Raw genomic sequence first — 17,995 nt, forward strand, 5'->3', positions numbered from 1 at the left:
CTTAACCCCGCTTTCCGGAAATCGACACAGGCCCGTACGGGTACTTGACGTTCGGTTGGTCGGCCCAGTCCATGAAGTCGGCACGCGCCCCAGGAAAGCCCACGAGCTTCCAGCCCACCATATCCTTGTTGCCGCCGTGAATCGGGTCGGCCAGAAAGCCTTCCTTGGTGTTGGCCAGCAGGTAAGAGAAGAAGGTGCGCGCGGGCACGCTGTCGAATTCGACCTTCGCGTGCTCCATGTCACCGAGCACCGTCTCTTGCGTGGCGTGGTCCAGATCGGCAAACGCCTTGTTGTACTGCTTCTTGCAGTACGCGTCGCACGCCGCAATACCGTGGCGATAGATGTCGCGCGGCGCCAGGCTCAGTTGATAGCCCAACTCGGGCGGCTGATCGGTATGGAACGGTCCCTGCATGTACCAGAGCTTGCCGTGGCCGAACGGCGTTTCCATCTGGCCGTCGATGAACCGGGGGACATCGGCTTGCAAGGCGCCCGGACCGAGTTCGTCGGCGGGAATCAGACGGTCGACCGCAGCGCTGACAAAGCGCCACTCGTCGGCGGTGAAGTACTTGGGTTCGTAGGGGGTGTTCGAAGCGGCGGGCGTAGCAGGCTTATCGCTGCTACAGGCGGACTGTGTGAGCGTCGCACCGGTGACAAGCGTCGTGGCAGGCACGATCGCCAGCACCTGACGCAAAAAGCGCCGGCGCGGTTCCTTGTCCTGTGACATGGAATTCTCCGTTTTTGTGGGGACGAATCACGCATGACAGTCAAGCGATAGCTCGCCATGCGTGAGGAAAACCTGACAGGCTATTCACCTCGCGTAGCGCATATGACGCGGGTCATTCTACCCACAAGCTACGTACATGGCAAAGCAAGAGACTATTGCGCAAAACGCGCAACATATTGATTGGAAAGGCTTGCAAATAATTAAAATATTTACTATTACGCACGCGCGATCTGTTTTGGATCGCAAAACATGCGGCGTATCGGCGCGACACCGTGTCGTGAAAATGAAAACGCGCGCCAGTGAAGGCGCGCGATCTTTTGTGTTGCGCAGGCCGGTGAACTCACCGGCTTTCGCCAGTGACATCCCCCGGGCAGCCGTCGCTCAGGAACGGTCCCACGCCCGCAGGGTGAGATTGATGCCAAGGGCGTTGCCCCGCCGGACGGAAGCCGCCGGGTTGGCCAGCGCGCCAGCAAAGTCATCATGAAACTCGGCACGCCGGATATCGTGTTTCGGCGTGTAGCCGGTCAGCACCACATTCGGCATCACGCTGCGTTGTATTGATGACGGGCGCTTTGAAGTGACATTGTCGAGCGTCCGGATAAGCACGTCGATCTGGCCCCGCCGTTCCCTGAGTATCGAAAGCCGGGCATCGGGAAAGCAGGTTTTACCTGCGCCGCCGGCTGGCGAAGTCGAACCCGGTTCGACATCGGTCTCGCCAAAACCCAGCTCGCTCAAGCGCCGGAACGTCACGGGCGTGTCCGCAGTCAGTCCGACCAACACGGCTAGATGTTGCGCCTGCGTGCGAGCCGCTTTCTGCTTGATGGAAAGTAATGAGTGGCTTGCTGCGGGTTTCAGAAAATAGTCCGCCCCCTCCCTGACGATGCGCAGTGGCGTCGTGTCGCCACATGCCGCAGGCCGACGCTGAAACGACGCCTGCACGCCCCTGAGTGCGGCGATCTGCGCGGCGATCTCCTGAGCCGCGTCGACCAATGCCTGGCGGGTGTATCTGGACATCTCCCCGGCAAGACGCAAAGCGGACTTGCGATGGGGCTCGATGCCCGTACCTCGCGGCGTCCCACGGATATCGGAGAAGAAGCGGCAGATTTCCTCCACCTGCCGGTCGAGCCCGTCGACACCGATCGACGCGGGGTTGACCATTGTCTTTCTGGATCGGTCAGACGACGTTAAAGCCCCTGTCAGCGGCAGCCTGACCCAAGGCGCGCTATCGGTCGCATGCTGTCTCACAGCAATCGCCCAAGAGACGGAACAAGGTGATGCCCGGGATTTATTGCCGTTGTTCGACAAAATCTCGTCGGCAAATCGCAGACACCGAGTGGTTAGCGTAGACATATCGGCAAGCGCAACGTCCACGCCTAGCCTTCTCGGCTGGACCGCCACCCCGCCGCCCGCGTGATTGGCCTGCCTATGTGACGACGTTGCTATCGAACCGGCGCTCGGCATCGAATTGGCCGCACGGAAACTCTCCGTGAATGCGGCGCCGAACGCCGCGCCATGATGTCCACCATGTGGCTGCACACTGCCTGCCGCCACACTCGCCGGCACGCCGGTCCCCGGTATGCCTCTCATGCCGTTACTCATATCGAACAGCTCCAAGCGGGCAAGCCGACGGGCTTACCACCTCGCGCAAGGCTATGTCGATACTCGGGGAGTGATTTTGGAAAACGGGGCGTCATTTGCGCGGACGCCCCGCAAGGGGCCATTGCCTATGGCGCACTGCGATCAGGCCCCCGTTTCGCCCGGCAGGCGCTGTCGATCCGTCAATGCGTCGCGCGCGCCGGGCTTTGCTGCTGGCACGACCAACGACTGGTAGGAAATATCGACAGGATCGATACGCTCGGCGGCTTTCAGCAGGCAGCCGGACAGATCATCAGGCGTTAGGCATCGATCCAATTCCTCGAACAACGCCACACTGAAGTCGCCCCACACCATCTCCGTCGCCATGTCCCGAACGCGCTTCTGAACCGGTCCGGCCTCGAAGCCGTCCGTCCATTCCATCAAGAGGTCCAGGCGGCTCATCATCGTATGGATCACCTTATCGCTCAGCGAATAGCCCGCCCCGACCACGTCGAGCAAGCGCTCGAAGTCGGCGCGGCGCGCCTCGCTCCTCGTCGCGAATGAATCGGTCTTGGCCGATATCAGATTCGCGGCGATACGGCAGCACCGGTCGGCAATGGCATGCGGCCGGCCCGAAGGCAGATCAAACCGCGCTCGGGCATGCTCGAGGACCTTGTCCCGCGAGCCTTCGGTGTCCCAGAACACGGCAAGCGGCCAGCACAGCCCCGAAATCCATTCATGCTTCTCACGTTGCGCTGTCGAAAGAGGCGGCGTCACCAGATGGTCGAAACGATCGTTGCGAGGCGGCGGCGGCCGTTTGGGGAGCGGTGGCGGCACTTCGATGTCAGTGGGCTGCGACGCGGCGAGGTTCGCGTCAATATCCACGTCGACATCCACTTCGACATCCACTTCGACATCCACTTCGATATCGGCTTCGATATTGGCTTCAACATCCGACGCGATATCCACGTCGATATCCCCATCGACTTCTGCCTCAGTCGCCGAATCGCCGACCGATTCACTGCCAGCGTCGCCACGGTCGCCTGCCCGGTGGACCTGCGCGGAGACGTTGTGCGACGGCGTCATGCGTCCTTGCTCCGTACGGGGCACGTCATTCCCGTCTGTGCTCCATCGCCGAACGTGCAGACCTTCGGCAAGTTTCCTTCGCGTCTCCTGTTGCGCCTCCGGCCATGCCTCGAAGGTCACGGCCGGCGTGCAGTCGATCTTCGCGTCGTCCAGCACCAGACAAGGGACATCGACCGCGCATCTCCGCTCACGCACATCGTCCACGACCTCTAGGAGTTTCGTCGCTTCGTCCTTCCAGTACATCAGATCGCGCGCGCGGCCCAGCACCCATTGCCGGCCATCGCCGTCGCCTTCGTAGATTGGCGCGTCGGCAAGCAGGAACGTGTTTTCCTGACAGCCGAAACCACGATCGCGCAGCACATCCAGCGTGACCGCCTTCGAAGCCGGTAAGCCAAGTAATAACGAGATGCTCGCGGCCTCGATGCGGGCACGTCTTTGCTTGCTCCCGAATATTGAGCGCGTGGCAACAGGCTTGAGTACATACCGGTCACCGCGCCGTGCCAACCGCAACGGCACGCCCGCGCCGCCGTTCAGGCGCTCTCGTTGTGCAACGGTGGTCAATTCGTTGAGCACTTTGACCTCGGCGAGCTCGCGATCCAGCAAGGCCAGTCGGCTACGTAATGAGATTTCTGTGATGTCGAGCGCCTTGTCGCGCAGATCCTGCAAATGCTGCCGGGTTTCTGTCCACTCGGCCGCATCAGACGCATCTGACGCATCATCGGCCTCCTTCACAAGGGCTTCGGCCGCCTTGACGGCATCGCCCAGCGAACTGATTGCGCCCAGTTGTTTGATATGGTGGTCCACGCCGAATGCGCGCAAATGCGTCGCGTGCACGGGTTCGTCCTTGCCAGCACGCAACAAGGTTCGGTAACGAGAAAACTCGAACATCATCACGGCGCGCTCGTACGTCACAAAGTTTTCGCGCCACGTGCCGAGAGTGTTGCGTATCGAGTCCGGCAACGATGCTTCTGATTTGATACCCAGCGCCGCCTTCTCCTGCCCCTCACGTTGCCGGGCCCACTCGCCAAAAGACACGCAGACGTCGCCGTCCGGAGTTCGATACGTGCGCTCGGGATATTTGACCCACGCTTTGCCCGCAGGCTTTGGCGACGCTTGCACCACCGCCGCAATATCGCCGACCAATGAGCCGGCCAATGAGCCGGCATCATCGAACGGTCTCGTCACGTGCCTGATGAGAACAGGTGTCGATCCGCGCGGTACCCCGACACCCGATGCATGTTCACTCATGAAATCAGTCTCCTTGTCATCCGACCGAAGGGTCTTCATGGCACGGCAGACTAAATGTCTTCTCTAGTGCGGGATATCGTCCACGAACGCGGACTTTTGTATTTCGATTGAACCCGGGGTTTTGCAGTACGAAGATGGCGGCGCAGGAATGCGCCGCTGGGGGTGTGCGCTCAGAAGTTTTCGCTTAGAAGCGCGCGAGCAATTGGCCCAACAAGGCAGCGCCTTCCTTGCCTTTGGCGGAGTCGGCCCACAAGCGGTCAATCATGGCGCGATACATGCCCACGCCATCGGGCGACGTGGTGATGGTGGCGATGCCGGTGCGCAGGTTCGGCAGTTCGCCCAGACGGAACGGCGACACCGCAACATACGCCTCACCTTCCGCCTCAAAAATCTGGAAAGACTCATTCGGCATGTTGTCGCTCACAATGCCGATCTGCACACCCGACGTGTCCGCCTCGAGAAACTCAATAATGCGCGTCACCTCGCGGCGCGCCGCCATCTTGCGCTCCAGTTGCACGCCCGGTGGCAACCCGAGCCGTCCCACAAGACCGTGGTGCAGAAACTGCTCGATCTGGCGCAGCCCGATCAGGCTCGTGACGGCCAGACGATGGCGCGAAAAACTCGCCTTGCGCTCTTGCAGAATGCCCAGCACGCGATCGATCGTCGTTGCCCAATGCTTGTCGGACAGTCGCGGGGGAATGCTTTCTTCGAGCATATGACGCAGCCACACGTCGTAGTCGCTCGACGTCAGCAGAAACGAGATCGGGTCGAAATGCGCGACGATGCGCTCCGAACGGCCTTCCAGCTGGCGCATGCGCTCGAAGTAGCTCACCGCCGAATCGTGATACTCGACCTCGACGCCCAGCAGATTCGCCAGCGACACGCCCAACAACGCTGCGAGCCGCTCCAGCGTATCGATCTTCACGATCTCGCCACGTTCGAGCTTGTAGATAGCCGCGCGCGAAATATCGAGCCGTTCGGCAACGTCTTCGCTGCGCAGTTCGGCCGCCAGCCGGTAGGCGCGCAAGCGCTCGCCAATGGCCCGGAAGTTGAAACGCGCGCCTCTCGGCGCCCGGGATGTCGTCGCGGTTCGGTTCAAATCTCCCCCTGTTGGAATGCCTCGTCATGCCGCGCCGCTTCAGGGCGCTACGTCTGATGTGTCGGCGGCGCACGACGTCCTCTCGCGCCCTCGCAACATCGTGCCGGGATTATACCGACGCCCTCACCGCCAGTGCCGCCCGGGACCCTCTCACTTTCATCGCACTGTCGCTGCCCCCTCGCCAAGCCACCGTGACGCCGGCGCCACGCCAATATTTTTTCGGTTGTCTATTTTTTTAGACATCGGCACGATGCCGAGCAGGTCTGCCCCACACCACGGGAATGGCCGGTAGATATCGACGTCCAGCGCAATTTTGGGGATGACCGGGCGAGCCGGCAGTGATAGCCTGCGCGCCGTCCAGAAATTTGTACACATAAAAGAGGGAATGATGAAAACCTGGAACAAGGTGGCTAAGCTGGCTGGCGCCGCCGCAATGGGCGCGGCCACACTCGCGACGACTGCCCATGCGCAATCGAGTGTGAGCTTCTACGGTCTGGCCGACGCCTACGTCGGCTCGGTGAAGAACCCCGGCGGTCAGGCGGCCACCGTGCAGCAAGGCGGCGGCATGACCACGTCGTATTGGGGCATGGCAGGCACTGAAGACCTGGGCGGTGGCAACAGCGCGCTGTTCGTGCTCGAGAGCTACTTCCAGCCGAACAACGGCACCTACGGCCGCTTCTCCGGCGACAGCTTCTTCTCGCGCAACGCCTACGTCGGCCTGTCGAACACCACCGCAGGCACGCTGCGACTCGGGCGCATCACCACGCCGCTGTATCTGGCGACGATTCAGTTCAACCCGTTCAACAACTCGTACACGTTCTCGCCGATGATCTTCCACACCTACAAGGGTCTGGGGACACAAGGCGTGGTGGGCGACTCGGCGTGGAACAACGCCATTGCGTACACGTCGCCGGGCTACGCCGGTCTGGCGGGCACGCTCATCTACGCCACCGGCAACAGCGCGACGGACCATAGCGCCAAGAAGTGGGGCGCGGCCCTCACCTATGGCAACGGCCCATTCGGCTTGGCCGTGAACTATCAGTACGTGAACTTCAGCAACGCCCCGGGCGACTTCGGCACCCAACTGCCGGGCGTGACCGGGCTGACGAACCAGAACACCGCGCAGCTCGGCCTCTCGTACGACTTCACCGTCGTGAAGCTGTTTGCGCAGTACATGCTCGTCGCCAGTCAGGCCGCCAGCGGCAACTTCCATAGCAACACGGGCCAGTTGGGCGCCTCGGTGCCGCTCGGTCGCGGCAGCGTACTCGCCTCGGTTGCCTACACCGGTTCGAACGGCTCGGGAGACAACCAGCGCCGCACGACCTGGGCACTCGGCTACGACTACCCGCTGTCCAAGCGCACCGACATCTACGCCGCGTACAAGTACGACCACATGAGCGACTTGTCGACTGGCCAGACATACGGCGCCGGCTTGCGGATGAAGTTCTGAGCCTTGCCGGGGGCGCCTCGCGCGCCCTCATCCGCGACGGTGCGTGACACGTATGGCATCGTCGCGGCGCCCTTCGCATCAGGGTTTCACCCAATAATTTTCGTCTTGCCTCACCCTTTGGGTTCGTTTAGTCTAAATATTTAGACAAATGGAGCACGTGATGGATTTGAAGCTCGCTTGTGCCTGGTTGCAGCGCGACACCGTCGGCCTGTCCGACATCGAAGACTTTGCCGCACGCTGCCTGAGCGCGTCTCGCACCGCCACCCGCGAATCGGCCGCGTTGCTCTTGCTCGCCCAGTCTGCGCAGGCATTTACGGAACGCCAGTCCGGTATTGCGACGAACGGCGAGACCTTTCATGCGTTTCTGGCCCGCAGCAAGGCCTATGCGACGAAACTGCGCGATGCGGCCGAATCGTCGGACGCCAGCTTTCTCGCCACGCTCAACGATTTTGCCGCGCAGTTCACGACCGACGTTTATGTCTGAACATCCGGGCCAGCCAACGATGGTGCACGGTGCGCGACGCCTGACCCGGGCGCGGTACCGTGGCGCGATCGGCTGGCCCTTCCATGACATGGCCGTCACACTGTCCGCCCATTTTTTTGCACTATCCGTCTAAATATTTAGACAATTATTGACGATCACTGCGGCGGCACAGCTTCGGGACTCGTCCATTCGTTCATTCGATCACTCGCCGCCCCACAGGACACGACCATGGAAGTCAACCTGAATACCCCGGGTTCGCAGCGCGCCGCTGCGGCGCCGTCCGATACCGTGACGCCTTACGCATGGAAAGCGCTCGCCGGTTCCGCCATCGGGTATGCGATGGACGGGTTCGACCTGCTGATTCTCGGTTTCATGCTGCCAGCGATCACGGCCGGGCTGTCGCTCACGCCCGGACAGGCGGGTGCGCTGGTCACATGGACACTCATCGGTGCGGTCGCTGGCGGCATTCTGTTCGGCGCCCTCTCCGATCGCTACGGACGCGTGCGCATGCTGACGTGGACGATCCTGCTCTTTGCCGTCTTCACAGGGCTGTGTGCGTTTGCTCAGGGCTTCTGGGATTTGCTGGCCTATCGCACCATCGCCGGCATCGGCCTCGGCGGCGAGTTCGGCATCGGCATGGCACTGGCCGCCGAAGCGTGGCCGGCCGCCAAACGCGCCCGCGTGTCGTCGTATGTAGCGCTCGGCTGGCAGACCGGCGTACTCGCTGCCGCCCTGCTCACGCCGATGCTGCTGATCCACATCGGCTGGCGCGGAATGTTCCTCGTCGGCGTGCTGCCGGCACTGGTCGCGTGGGTGCTTCGCAACAAGCTGCACGAGCCGGAAGTGTTCGTGCGCCGCACTGGCAATGCCGGGGCAAACCGCTCGAATGCGTTCCGCCTGCTCGTGAAAGACGCCCAAACCACGCGCGTCAGTCTGGGCATCGTGATCCTGTGCTCGGTCCAGAACTTCGGCTACTACGGGATCATGATCTGGCTGCCGACCTTCCTCTCGCAGAAGCTCGGTTTCTCGCTGACGAAGTCGGGGTTGTGGACCGCAGCCACGGTCGTCGGAATGATGTTCGGCGTGTGGGCGTTTGGCCAACTGGCCGACCGCATCGGGCGACGCCCCACGTTCCTGCTCTATCAGGCAGGCGCCGTCGTGATGGTGCTCGTCTACGCACAACTGACCGACCCGACCGTCATGCTGTTTGCCGGGGCGCTCATGGGCATGTTCGTGAACGGCATGGTCGGCGGCTACGGCACGCTGATGTCCGAGGCTTATCCCACAGCCGCACGCGCTACCGCACAAAACGTCTTGTGGAACATCGGCCGCGCCATCGGCGGCCTGGGGCCTCTCGTCGTCGGCGCGCTCGCCGTGCGCTACTCCTTCCAGATCGCCATCGCATTGCTCGCGAGCCTCTACGTGCTCGACATGATCGCCACGCGCTTTCTGATTCCCGAACTCAAGGGCACCGAACTCGAATGATTCAAGACGCACCCTGCCACTCGCCCACGGTCGCGACGCATCGCTGCCGCGTGGTGACTCATCGCGCTGTGAATGCCCGCTATCGCTATCTGCGTCTGCACGCCGATGCGCCGCTTGCCGACACCACGCGCCCCGGCCAGTTCTATCAACTCAAGTGCCCGGTGACCGATCAGGAGGCGCCGTTCCTGCTGCGCCCGATGAGCGTCTACGGCACCGGCCCCGAGCCCGGCACCATCGAGTTTCTTTACAACGTCACGGGCGTGGGTACACGTGCGCTCGCCTCGCTGGCGGAAGGTGCATCGCTCGATATCGTCGGGCCGCTCGGCAATACCTTCACGCTCGACACGCGCTGGCAGCGCGTGATGGTGGTGGCGCGCGGCGTCGGTCTGGCCACGATGGCACCGCTCGTGCAGCGCGCTGCCGCAGCGGGCATTCGGCTCACCGTCGTGATGTCGGCACGCAGCGAGGCCGACCTGATGCGCGACGAGTTCCTGCGCAGCGATATGGCGCGTGAACTGGCCGACGTGCATTGCGTGTTCGACAGCGACGGCTCGTCGTCCGTCGAAGCAGTGGAAGCCCGCGTTCGCACCCTGCTCAGCGCCGCCCCGCACGACGCCGTCTACACCTGCGGCTCGCACCGGCTCCTGATGCTGTTGCAACGCGTGGTGGCCGCACATCCGCAGATCGTCGCGGAAGTGGCGATGGAACAGCGCATGGCGTGCGGCATGGGCGTTTGCCTGTCGTGCGTGCGCCTGTTCGATTGCGATGGAGATAAGCAATTCCTGCGCGTGTGCCGTGAAGGCCCCGTGTTTCCGATTCGCGATGTCATCGGGGAGGTGGACTTTGGCTGATTTCCAAACGACGACGCGGCGCTCGCCGGACGCTGATCCAAGCCGTCTTGCCGCGCTGGATCTGAGCGTTCGCATCGGCGCACTCACGTTGCGCAATCCGGTGATGCCGGCTTCCGGCTGCTTCGCCATTGAATATCGCGAAGCACTCGATCTCAATCGACTCGGCGCACTGGTGATTAAGAGCGTGTCGCCCGCCACCCGCGCGGGGAACCCGACGCCGCGTGTGGCCGAGACGCCCGCCGGCATGCTCAATTCCATCGGCATTCCGAGCAAGGGGCTCGACGCTTACCTGCGCGACGTACTGCCGCCGTACACGCAATTCGACACGCCCGTCGTGGTGTCCGTCTCGGCCGATACCGCCGAGTCGTTCGCCGAAGCCTGCGAGCGATTGTCGCTGCCCGAAGTCGCGGCCATCGAAGCCAACATCTCGTGCCCCAATCTCGAAGCGGACGGCATGGCCTTTGCCATGCTGCCCGAGACCACCTACAAAGCGGTGAGCGCTATTCGGCGGCGCACGAAGCATCCGCTCTGGGTCAAGCTCACGCCGAATGCCGGGCAGATCGCCCAGATTGCGCGGGCGGCGGAAGACGCCGGGGCCGATGCCATCGTCATGGGGAACACCGTGCTCGGCATGGCCATCGATGTGCACACGCGCCGCCCCAAACTCGGCAACGTCATGGGCGGTCTGTCAGGCCCGGCGATCAAACCACTTGCCGTGCGGCTCGTCCATCAATGCCATCGCGCCGTACGTATTCCGATTATCGGCTGCGGCGGCATCGAGACGGCGGAGGATGCCGTCGAATTCATGCTCGCTGGCGCCACAGCCGTGCAAGTGGGTACGGCATCGTTTCGCGATCCGGCCGCGATGGGCCATATCGTCGACGGCCTCGCCGCGTATTGCGCGCAGCACCAGATCGACAAGCTCGCGGCACTCACGGGGGCCGTCGCCCTCGACGCCCAGCTCACCGATCGCTGGCTGCGCTTTGCCCAGCAGTCCGGGTGACAGGGGACCGATACGCACGCCTTCGCGATGTTTTGCCGGGCGTGCGTTGCTCATCGCCATCGATCGATGGCAGTGAGCCGCGATCCCCTTCCCCATTGATTTCGTCATTGCAGAAAACACGCTCATGAGTCTTACCGCGCTGGCCTCGCTGGCCGATCAACTTTTCAACGACCTGCGCCGTCTCGGCGACGATGGTGTCGGCATCTCTCGCGACAGCTATGGTGCAGGCGAGAACGCTGCGGCGTCGTATCTGACCGAATGGGCCGGTCATCAGGGGCTGACGGTCACGCGTGATCGCGCGGCCAATCTGATCTTCTCCCTGCCGGCCGATGCCGGTGAACGCGACAACCTGCCTGCTACGTGGATCGGCTCGCACCTCGACTCCGTGCCGCAAGGCGGCAACTACGACGGCATGGCCGGCATCATTGCGGGCCTGTTATGTCTTGTCGAACAGCAACGTAGCGGCCGCCCGACGGCGACGCCGGTGCGCGTACTCGCGTTGCGTGGCGAAGAAAGCGCGTGGTTCGGGAAAGCCTACATGGGGTCCGGCGCGCTGTTCGGCAAACTGAGCGACGCCGATCTGGCGATGCCGCATCGCACGCATGGACGCCCGCTCGGCGAGTGCATGGCCGAAGCCGGTGCCGATGTCGATGCGATTCGTGAAGGGGCGATGCTCTTCGATGCGGCGCGCGCCAAAGCGTGGCTGGAACTGCATATCGAACAAGGGCCGGTGATGATTGCCCGCGACATGCCGGTGGCCATCGTGCCCGGCATTCGCGGCAATGTGCGCCACAACCGTGTGTCGTGCGTGGGAGAGGCGGGGCACTCGGGCGCGGTGCCGCGCTGGCTGCGACACGATGCGATGTTTGCCGTTGCCGATCTCATCACCCGGCTCGATGAACACTGGCGTGCCCTGCTGGAGCGCGGCATCGATCTCGTAGTGACGACAGGTATTGTCGGCACCGATCCGGCCGAACATGCCATCTCGCGCATTCCGGGGCGCGTGGACTTCAGCCTCGAAGTGCGCAGTCAGAGCGCCGATACGCTCGACGTGTTCTATGAGTTGATGCGCACCGAATGCCGCGCCATTGAGCGTGATCGCGGCGTGCAGTTCGTGTTCGACCGGCGGCTGGCATCCGCACCGGCGATCATGGATGCGCAGGTGTCATCGTTGCTCACTGATGCTTGCCGTGCGCTCGACCTGCCGCAAGAGCGCGTGCCAAGCGGCGCGGGTCACGACGCCGCGATCTTCGCCAATGCAGGTATTCCAAGCGGGATGGTGTTCGTGCGTAACGCGAACGGTTCGCACAATCCGCATGAAGCCATGGACATCGATGACTTCATGCGGGGGGTGGAAGTGCTCGAAGCGACGACGCATCGCCTCTGAACCCTACGACCAAGCGCTGCGCTTACGGTGCCAGCGCAATCACCTCGGCAACGGCGGCGGTCAGCTTCTTCGCGTAGGGCACGTGCAGGAATTCGTTCGGACCGTGGGCATTCGACTTCGGTCCGAGCACGCCGCACACCATGAACTGCGCGCTCGGGAAACCCGCTTGCAACGTGTTCATCAGCGGAATCGTGCCGCCCTGCCCGATGAAAGCCACGTCCTCACCGTAGTGGCGTTGCGACGCGGTGTTCAGCGCAGATGACAACCACGGCGCCACTTCCGGCGCATCCCAGCCGGACGCCGCACCGGCATCCGACTTGAACGTCACCTTCGCGTTGTACGGCGGGTCGAATTCGAGCAACGCCTTGAGTTCGGCCACCGCCTGCGCGGCATCGATCAGCGGCGGCAGGCGCAGCGACAGCTTGAATGCCGTGCGCGGACGCAGCACGTTGCCTGCATCGGCCAGTGCCGGCAGACCCGCTGCCCCGGTCACCGACAACGACGGGCGCCACGTCGAGTTCAACAGCGCTTCCTTCGGATCGGTGGTGGTCGGCAGCACCGACAGACCATCCTGACCGCAGGCCCACGGCATCTTCTTCCAGACGTCGTCGCCGAGAATCGCCGCGGTCGCTTCGGCCTCTTTCAGGCGTTGCAGCGGGATCGGGCTGTGAAATCCCTTGGGCAACACGTTGCCGGTACCCGCGTCTTCGAGCCGCTCGAAAAGCTGACGCATGATGCGAAAGCTCGACGGCGCGATACCGCCATAGCCGCCCGAGTGAATGCCCTCGTCGAGCACCTGCACTTCCAGACTGCCCGAGATCAGGCCGCGCAGCGACGTGGTCAGCCACAACTGGTCGTAGTTACCGGCACCGGAATCCAGACAGACCACCAGACTCACCTTGCCCAGCCGATCGCGCAACGCATCGACATATGGCAGCAAGTCGTAGCTGCCCGACTCTTCGCACGTCTCGATCAAGCCGACGCAGCGCGGGCGTTCCACACCTTGCGCATCGAGCGCGGCGAGCGCCGTCACGCTGGCGTAGATGGCATAACCATCATCCGCACCGCCACGGCCATAGAGCTTGCCGTCTTCGAACTTGGGCGTCCACGGGCCAAGGTCTTTGCGCCAGCCATCGAATTCCGGCTGCTTGTCCAGGTGACCATAGAGCACGATGGTTTCATCGCTGCCCGAGCGCGTGGCCGGTGCTTCGAAGAAGATCACCGGCGTGCGGCCTTCGAGACGAATCACTTCGAGCTTGAGTCCCTTCACGGGCTGACGTTCGGCCCATTGGGCAGCGTCGCGCACGACGCGGTCGATATAGCCGTTGCGTGCCCAGTCGGCATCGAAGCCCGGGCTCTTGGCAGGGACGGCGATGTAGTCGGTGAGAGCGTGCAGGATTTCGTCGTTCCACTTGCGTTCGACGAATTCACGCAAAGCGGCCGTGTCGAGCAACGGCTGGGTCGAGGTGACGGAGTCGTTCATGGGGGGTCCTCGGAGGGTGTCCTTGGCGGATCGAGTGTCTCGGGTGCGCAAGTGCGCCAGTGCTGTCAGCGTCGCTCGCGAGCGAGCGGCATGGCGTCATGATAGCCATTCCAGACAAATGTGGCGACCGGTCGGCCGGTCAGGCGCGTGGGGCGATACCGTCAAGTCATATCGCCGTCAACCGGCCCGGAGGCGGTCAGTTGCCGGTCCCCGGCGGGCCAAAGTGGAAGATGATCTCCCCGGCAGCACCGCTGGCCTTCACGCAGGTGGCAAGTTGGCTGCCCTGCCCCGCGACGTCGAGCGAGTGCTCGGTGTCGGCACTGTTGCACCGCCAGCTAAAGGTAATGGGCCGCTGGCAGCCGTTTTTCACCTCGTAGCGGTAATTGGTCACGTCGGCGGGCAGCGCGCGAATATTGCCACAGGCTTGCCCGGCGGCGTCGAGCGGTTCGGCGGCCATTGGCATGACGGGCGGCGGCGGGGCTGGCTGGAGTGGCTGAAGTTGCTGCGCATACGCCGACGCGCCCGCCATGGCGGCGAGCAGCGCCAGCATCCCCGTAGTCCGAATGTGGTGAAAACGGCCGGCCGGCATCAGATCCAGCGCCACGCGATGGCAACAGCGCCCACCGCGACAGCGACCGAAATGGCAATGCCGAACCACGCCAACTGCGCACGCCGTGCCCGGCGGCGGCTCGATTCCGAAGTGTCGTAAAAACGACCCAATCCGCCCGAATACAACTTTTCCCAGCGAATTTCCATGGCGCACCTCACAAATCAAACGAACCGGCCCGCAATGCTTTTCTTTTCTTCTTTATCGAAAATTTAGAGACGCAAGGCAATTCGGACAAATCCTCAGAACCAACTACCTTGAATTCCTACATCCCGATGTCGCTTCAAGATGTCACTATTCCGGGGGAATTGCAATAGCGTCAACTTACAGGATGCCGCGCCAAAACGACGTCAGCCGACGTTTATCACGATGAGTGAAAACGTGCTTCACGCGGGATTGCGATTGTTTCCAATGGATTTTTTACGGTTTTGGGGCGCGAGTGCTATTCAACCCCTTCGACACTTCAAACATCTGTAACAAAACGTTTCAAAACGGCACGAGCGTTCGCTTTGATTCGTTTGAAGTGGCAGGCGCAGGCAATCCGCCTGTGGGGGCGGGTGCGCTCAAATCAGAAGGGGAATGCAACGATGCGCGGCAAGCCGTCGGAAGGCGGTGCCGCGCGCGAAAGGAAGATGGGGGACTTTAGCGCCCTAGGAAGGCCGCACCAATTGACAGGAGAACGAATCCGCCGACACTACAGGCGATCGCTACCGCCAGAAGGCGTTGAAAGAGTTGCTCGCGCTCAATGGCGCTGCGGTTCGAACGGGGTTGAATGTGATGAACCGAACCCCATCCACTCGAATACACTTTTTTCCAACGGATGTGCATAAGTAACCTCGCGTTGTTTAGTGCTCGTGGCCTTTCCCATCACCGACTCCCTGATATCGGAATCGACGGGACGCAGGGCTAGTATGCGCTTCGCAAGAAAGTCGTAAACCCCTTATCGGTGTTGCGTCGCCACAAGAAAACCACCCGCTTCGATCGTTTTTCGAGACGAAAAAAGACCTCGCTGAAAAGCGATCGAATGACGCGAAACCGGATTTTTGACCAAGAGTGTCAATGCGACACTTTGTCGCAGGTGCGACACTTTGTCGCGCAACCCGCATGAATGGCGGAACCACGAGAAATGACAGGGGTGCGCGCGGTCATCGCGACACGCGGCATGCCGCACGATGAAATTCGGGGCGTGGTGGCAGTTGCGGCAGGTGATCCGGCGAACCGAATCACTTAGTGCGCCGCAACATCAAATGTTTGAATAAAGCATCAACACCGGGTAAATCCGGAGCGATCACTCGCCGAAGGGGTTCTTCACTTGCCGGGCGGGGGCGTCGGCGACGGGCTCAGCATGTTCCGGCAGCTTGCCGGCCGATAGCGTCTCCACCACGGCGTCGAGTACCGCCTTCAGGGCCTGCGCTTGCCGCAGCCCTTGCGCATCGCGGCGAATCGTCAGACTTCCAAAGATGGCAACGTTGTCCGTATGGTTCTCGACATTGAGCTCACCGAGCGAGAGCGCATCGGCGTCGTTGGCGAACGGGTGAAAGGTTGTGCTGGCCGGGGACGAAGCGGTCATCGAAGACTCCTGTGTCGGGGGAAACATCGGTTAGCGAATGATCGTGCGCAAAAAATCGAGCACCGTCTGCACTTCTCGGTACGAAGGCACCTCGGGGTCACGCTTGCGTTTGCCGCCCCCCGCAGCCTTGGGCGTCGGCAGGCGCATCGCGGTGGCTTTCACCGAGGCCGGCATGCCGGGAAAGAAGTCGATACCTGCCAACTTCTCCAGTTCCGCCACGCTCACTACCGAATAGTCGCCGGTTGCTTCGTTGGCGACAAGGTAGGCGCCGGCCTGTCGCCGCTTTGGGTCGTAGACCACCTTATAGAGCTGCGTCGGCACCATCACCCGGTTACCGATCTGCGTGATCGATTGCCCTTTGTAGAGCGGCCCCGTGATCACGAACAACTCGCCACGGTCCTTTGCCAATGTCCGAACACTCGACTCGATGCCTGCCCAGAGATAGCGATTGTTCTCGCTGTTCTGCGGCACCATGTTCGACAGCGAAAAGCTCTCCGATTGGGCGCGTGCGTCGGGCATATCTGCCGACGGCGCCATGTGCCCCCGGTCGTATCCCGAGCTACGGTAATCGCGCAATTCGGCGCGCTCGCTGGCAGGCAAATTCGATTCGGCGTGGAAGTTGTTGACGCGGGTCATCTCGCGCGCGTCGGCCAGCCGGTCGCGCGTGAGATGTTCGGCCGACCAGAGCGGTGTACGGGTGACGCCCGAGTGCATCACACCGAACGCACTGAAGCACACTTCACGTGCCGCTCGCGTCATCGACGTGTTGGTGATATCGGGTGCGGTGCCCGAAAAGTAGTGATCGCCGCAGGCGGTCGCCGCGGCAAACGCGTTGCCGGAGATCGCGAAAAGAGGGCTGACTGCGAGTGTTGCCAATTGCCGGGCCATCGCGCGCAAGCGAGTTGCGCGCACTGCGGTGGCCGTCCGTTCAGACTGCTTCATCGCACTACTTACGGTAAGACTTGGGGGTGCGATTGTATCGGAGGAACACTATTCGGGGGACACGTTTCCCACGCCATAGGCGGCGCATTGCAGTGTCTGGGCCGGTGCGAGATTGCCGCACTCGTCGGCTTGCGCGCTCGGCACGTCCCCCTGTTCCAGCAGGAAGAGGCAGAGCAACAGCGCAAGCATGGCGAGCAATGTTTTCATCGCGGCACCTGAGTCGGGATGCCGCATTGTATGCGTGGACACTGACGGCAAACCTGTCTGAAACCCGCGAAATTGTTTCCTTTCGTTACTTTAGGGATAGCGGAGCGTCCGGGAGGACGCTCGCGTTCTCAGGACTTCGGCACGTCGCCACGCTGCGCGACGAGCGTGGCCATCGGCTCGCTCAACGGCCCTTGAGCGCGAAGCCCTTCGACCACGCCAACGCGGTCTGCCATGGCCCGGTTTTGCGTCGCCTTGAACTTGCCTTCGATGCGACGAATCGGAATTTCCACGCCGACAATCGCACGCAGCATGCCGTCGATGAAGTCGGCCGGCGCATCTTCCACCGCCCACGGCGCAGGCCTGCCCTGCTCTTGCGACGTTGTGAGATCGCCGACCAACCGGCGGACCCACGCGGCGTCGTCAATCAAACGTGGCTTGCCCCAGACATGCACGGCGGCGTAGTTCCACGTTGGCACCACCTTGCCGTGCTCGGCCTTGGCCGCGTACCACGACGGCGTGATGTAGGCCTGTGCACCGGTGAATGCCACCAGACAATCGTCGACGTCGTTCAACGTCGGACCGTGCGGATTGGCGCGTGCCAGATGGGCACGCAGCGTGCCGAACTCGCCTTCATCGGGATAGATCAGGAACGGGATCGGATCGGCCACCAGCCCGAGCGCACCGGCACTCACGAGCAGGCCAAGCGGATTGGCGCGAATCAGGTCGTGCATGGCCTCGGGGCGATCGTCGGCAAAGGCGGCGGGTAGATACATCGATGACTCCGGACTCAAGCG

At 62.5% G+C, this 17,995-nt stretch carries 17 protein-coding genes; 6 read left to right on the forward strand and 11 right to left on the reverse strand.

Going from position 1 to position 17,995, the window contains the following annotated elements; all coding sequences use genetic code 11:
• Position 1 precedes the first annotated feature (1 nt).
• From AT302_RS17345 to AT302_RS17360, 4 genes are all read right to left on the reverse strand, one after another.
• The gene (locus AT302_RS17345) at positions 2-724 is read right to left on the reverse strand and encodes a gluconate 2-dehydrogenase subunit 3 family protein (RefSeq protein WP_058379498.1); all 723 of its coding nucleotides are present in this window, start codon (positions 722-724) and stop codon (positions 2-4) included.
• A 381-nt stretch (positions 725-1,105) separates the two neighbouring features.
• A complete protein-coding gene (locus AT302_RS17350; RefSeq protein WP_058379499.1) occupies positions 1,106-1,882 on the reverse strand; it encodes a hypothetical protein in 777 nt (258 codons plus the stop codon).
• A gap of 582 nt (positions 1,883-2,464) precedes the next feature.
• Positions 2,465-4,633, reverse strand: coding sequence for a hypothetical protein (locus AT302_RS17355; protein ID WP_058379500.1), 2,169 nt, complete (start codon positions 4,631-4,633; stop codon positions 2,465-2,467).
• A gap of 184 nt (positions 4,634-4,817) precedes the next feature.
• Positions 4,818-5,732 (reverse strand): helix-turn-helix domain-containing protein, encoded by a 915-nt coding sequence (locus tag AT302_RS17360; RefSeq protein WP_058379501.1) that lies wholly within the window; start codon positions 5,730-5,732, stop codon positions 4,818-4,820.
• 385 nt (positions 5,733-6,117) lie between these two features.
• On the opposite strand from AT302_RS17360, the gene AT302_RS17365 reads away from it, so the two are divergent.
• The 6 genes from AT302_RS17365 to AT302_RS17390 all read left to right on the forward strand — a co-directional run bounded on the left by AT302_RS17365 (position 6,118) and on the right by AT302_RS17390 (position 12,392).
• Positions 6,118-7,182 (forward strand): porin, encoded by a 1,065-nt coding sequence (locus tag AT302_RS17365; RefSeq protein WP_058379502.1) that lies wholly within the window; start codon positions 6,118-6,120, stop codon positions 7,180-7,182.
• A gap of 160 nt (positions 7,183-7,342) precedes the next feature.
• Positions 7,343-7,666, forward strand: a complete 324-nt coding sequence (locus AT302_RS17370; RefSeq protein WP_058379503.1) for a hypothetical protein — start codon at positions 7,343-7,345, stop codon at positions 7,664-7,666.
• A 228-nt stretch (positions 7,667-7,894) separates the two neighbouring features.
• Positions 7,895-9,151: an MFS transporter gene (locus AT302_RS17375; RefSeq protein ID WP_058379504.1), complete on the forward strand. Its 1,257-nt coding sequence runs from the start codon at positions 7,895-7,897 to the stop codon at positions 9,149-9,151.
• Positions 9,148-10,002 (forward strand): dihydroorotate dehydrogenase electron transfer subunit, encoded by an 855-nt coding sequence (locus AT302_RS17380; protein ID WP_058379505.1) that lies wholly within the window; start codon positions 9,148-9,150, stop codon positions 10,000-10,002. The genes AT302_RS17375 and AT302_RS17380 overlap by 4 nt, the downstream gene beginning before the upstream one ends.
• A 103-nt stretch (positions 10,003-10,105) precedes the next feature.
• A complete protein-coding gene (locus tag AT302_RS17385; RefSeq protein WP_058380398.1) occupies positions 10,106-11,005 on the forward strand; it encodes a dihydroorotate dehydrogenase in 900 nt (299 codons plus the stop codon).
• A 124-nt stretch (positions 11,006-11,129) separates the two neighbouring features.
• Positions 11,130-12,392, forward strand: a complete 1,263-nt coding sequence (locus tag AT302_RS17390) for a hydantoinase/carbamoylase family amidase (RefSeq protein ID WP_058379506.1) — start codon at positions 11,130-11,132, stop codon at positions 12,390-12,392.
• A gap of 22 nt (positions 12,393-12,414) precedes the next feature.
• On the opposite strand, the gene AT302_RS17395 is transcribed toward AT302_RS17390, so the two are convergent.
• From AT302_RS17395 to AT302_RS17420, 7 genes are all read right to left on the reverse strand, one after another.
• Positions 12,415-13,875 carry a M20 family metallopeptidase gene (locus AT302_RS17395; RefSeq protein WP_058379507.1) on the reverse strand — a complete coding sequence of 487 codons (1,461 nt, stop codon included), beginning with the start codon at positions 13,873-13,875 and terminating at the stop codon, positions 12,415-12,417.
• Between the two features lie 196 nt (positions 13,876-14,071).
• Positions 14,072-14,425 (reverse strand): hypothetical protein, encoded by a 354-nt coding sequence (locus AT302_RS17400; protein ID WP_058379508.1) that lies wholly within the window; start codon positions 14,423-14,425, stop codon positions 14,072-14,074.
• Between the two features lie 38 nt (positions 14,426-14,463).
• On the reverse strand, positions 14,464-14,631 hold the full coding sequence (locus AT302_RS27680) for a hypothetical protein (protein WP_157125820.1): 168 nt from the start codon (positions 14,629-14,631) through the stop codon (positions 14,464-14,466).
• A gap of 1,139 nt (positions 14,632-15,770) precedes the next feature.
• A complete protein-coding gene (locus AT302_RS17405; RefSeq protein WP_058379509.1) occupies positions 15,771-16,052 on the reverse strand; it encodes a hypothetical protein in 282 nt (93 codons plus the stop codon).
• A 30-nt stretch (positions 16,053-16,082) separates the two neighbouring features.
• On the reverse strand, positions 16,083-16,994 hold the full coding sequence (locus tag AT302_RS17410; protein WP_237171949.1) for a DNA/RNA non-specific endonuclease: 912 nt from the start codon (positions 16,992-16,994) through the stop codon (positions 16,083-16,085).
• Between the two features lie 48 nt (positions 16,995-17,042).
• Entirely contained in the window at positions 17,043-17,201 is a 159-nt protein-coding gene (locus AT302_RS17415) for a hypothetical protein (protein WP_157125821.1), read from the reverse strand.
• A 128-nt stretch (positions 17,202-17,329) separates the two neighbouring features.
• Positions 17,330-17,974 (reverse strand): FMN-binding negative transcriptional regulator, encoded by a 645-nt coding sequence (locus AT302_RS17420; protein WP_058379512.1) that lies wholly within the window; start codon positions 17,972-17,974, stop codon positions 17,330-17,332.
• Between the last annotated feature and the right edge of the window lie 21 nt (positions 17,975-17,995).

The organism is Pandoraea norimbergensis, assembly GCF_001465545.3.
GTDB classification, from domain to species: domain Bacteria; phylum Pseudomonadota; class Gammaproteobacteria; order Burkholderiales; family Burkholderiaceae; genus Pandoraea; species Pandoraea norimbergensis.

What these genes read in the sequence shown, in the direction of transcription:
- AT302_RS17385 (WP_058380398.1), top strand. Translation starts at nt 10,106, where the DNA reads ATGCCGGCTTCCGGCTGCTTCGCCATTGAATATCGCGAAGCACTCGAT.
- AT302_RS17380 (WP_058379505.1), top strand. Translation starts at nt 9,148, where the DNA reads ATGATTCAAGACGCACCCTGCCACTCGCCCACGGTCGCGACGCATCGC.
- AT302_RS17390 (WP_058379506.1), top strand. Translation starts at nt 11,130, where the DNA reads ATGAGTCTTACCGCGCTGGCCTCGCTGGCCGATCAACTTTTCAACGAC.
- AT302_RS17370 (WP_058379503.1), top strand. Translation starts at nt 7,343, where the DNA reads ATGGATTTGAAGCTCGCTTGTGCCTGGTTGCAGCGCGACACCGTCGGC.
- AT302_RS17365 (WP_058379502.1), top strand. Translation starts at nt 6,118, where the DNA reads ATGATGAAAACCTGGAACAAGGTGGCTAAGCTGGCTGGCGCCGCCGCA.
- AT302_RS17405 (WP_058379509.1), bottom strand. Translation starts at nt 16,052, where the DNA reads ATGACCGCTTCGTCCCCGGCCAGCACAACCTTTCACCCGTTCGCCAAC.
- AT302_RS17395 (WP_058379507.1), bottom strand. Translation starts at nt 13,875, where the DNA reads ATGAACGACTCCGTCACCTCGACCCAGCCGTTGCTCGACACGGCCGCT.
- AT302_RS17400 (WP_058379508.1), bottom strand. Translation starts at nt 14,425, where the DNA reads ATGCTGGCGCTGCTCGCCGCCATGGCGGGCGCGTCGGCGTATGCGCAG.
- AT302_RS17415 (WP_157125821.1), bottom strand. Translation starts at nt 17,201, where the DNA reads ATGAAAACATTGCTCGCCATGCTTGCGCTGTTGCTCTGCCTCTTCCTG.
- AT302_RS17375 (WP_058379504.1), top strand. Translation starts at nt 7,895, where the DNA reads ATGGAAGTCAACCTGAATACCCCGGGTTCGCAGCGCGCCGCTGCGGCG.
- AT302_RS17420 (WP_058379512.1), bottom strand. Translation starts at nt 17,974, where the DNA reads ATGTATCTACCCGCCGCCTTTGCCGACGATCGCCCCGAGGCCATGCAC.
- AT302_RS27680 (WP_157125820.1), bottom strand. Translation starts at nt 14,631, where the DNA reads ATGGAAATTCGCTGGGAAAAGTTGTATTCGGGCGGATTGGGTCGTTTT.
- AT302_RS17355 (WP_058379500.1), bottom strand. Translation starts at nt 4,633, where the DNA reads ATGAGTGAACATGCATCGGGTGTCGGGGTACCGCGCGGATCGACACCT.
- AT302_RS17350 (WP_058379499.1), bottom strand. Translation starts at nt 1,882, where the DNA reads ATGGTCAACCCCGCGTCGATCGGTGTCGACGGGCTCGACCGGCAGGTG.
- AT302_RS17345 (WP_058379498.1), bottom strand. Translation starts at nt 724, where the DNA reads ATGTCACAGGACAAGGAACCGCGCCGGCGCTTTTTGCGTCAGGTGCTG.
- AT302_RS17410 (WP_237171949.1), bottom strand. Translation starts at nt 16,994, where the DNA reads ATGAAGCAGTCTGAACGGACGGCCACCGCAGTGCGCGCAACTCGCTTG.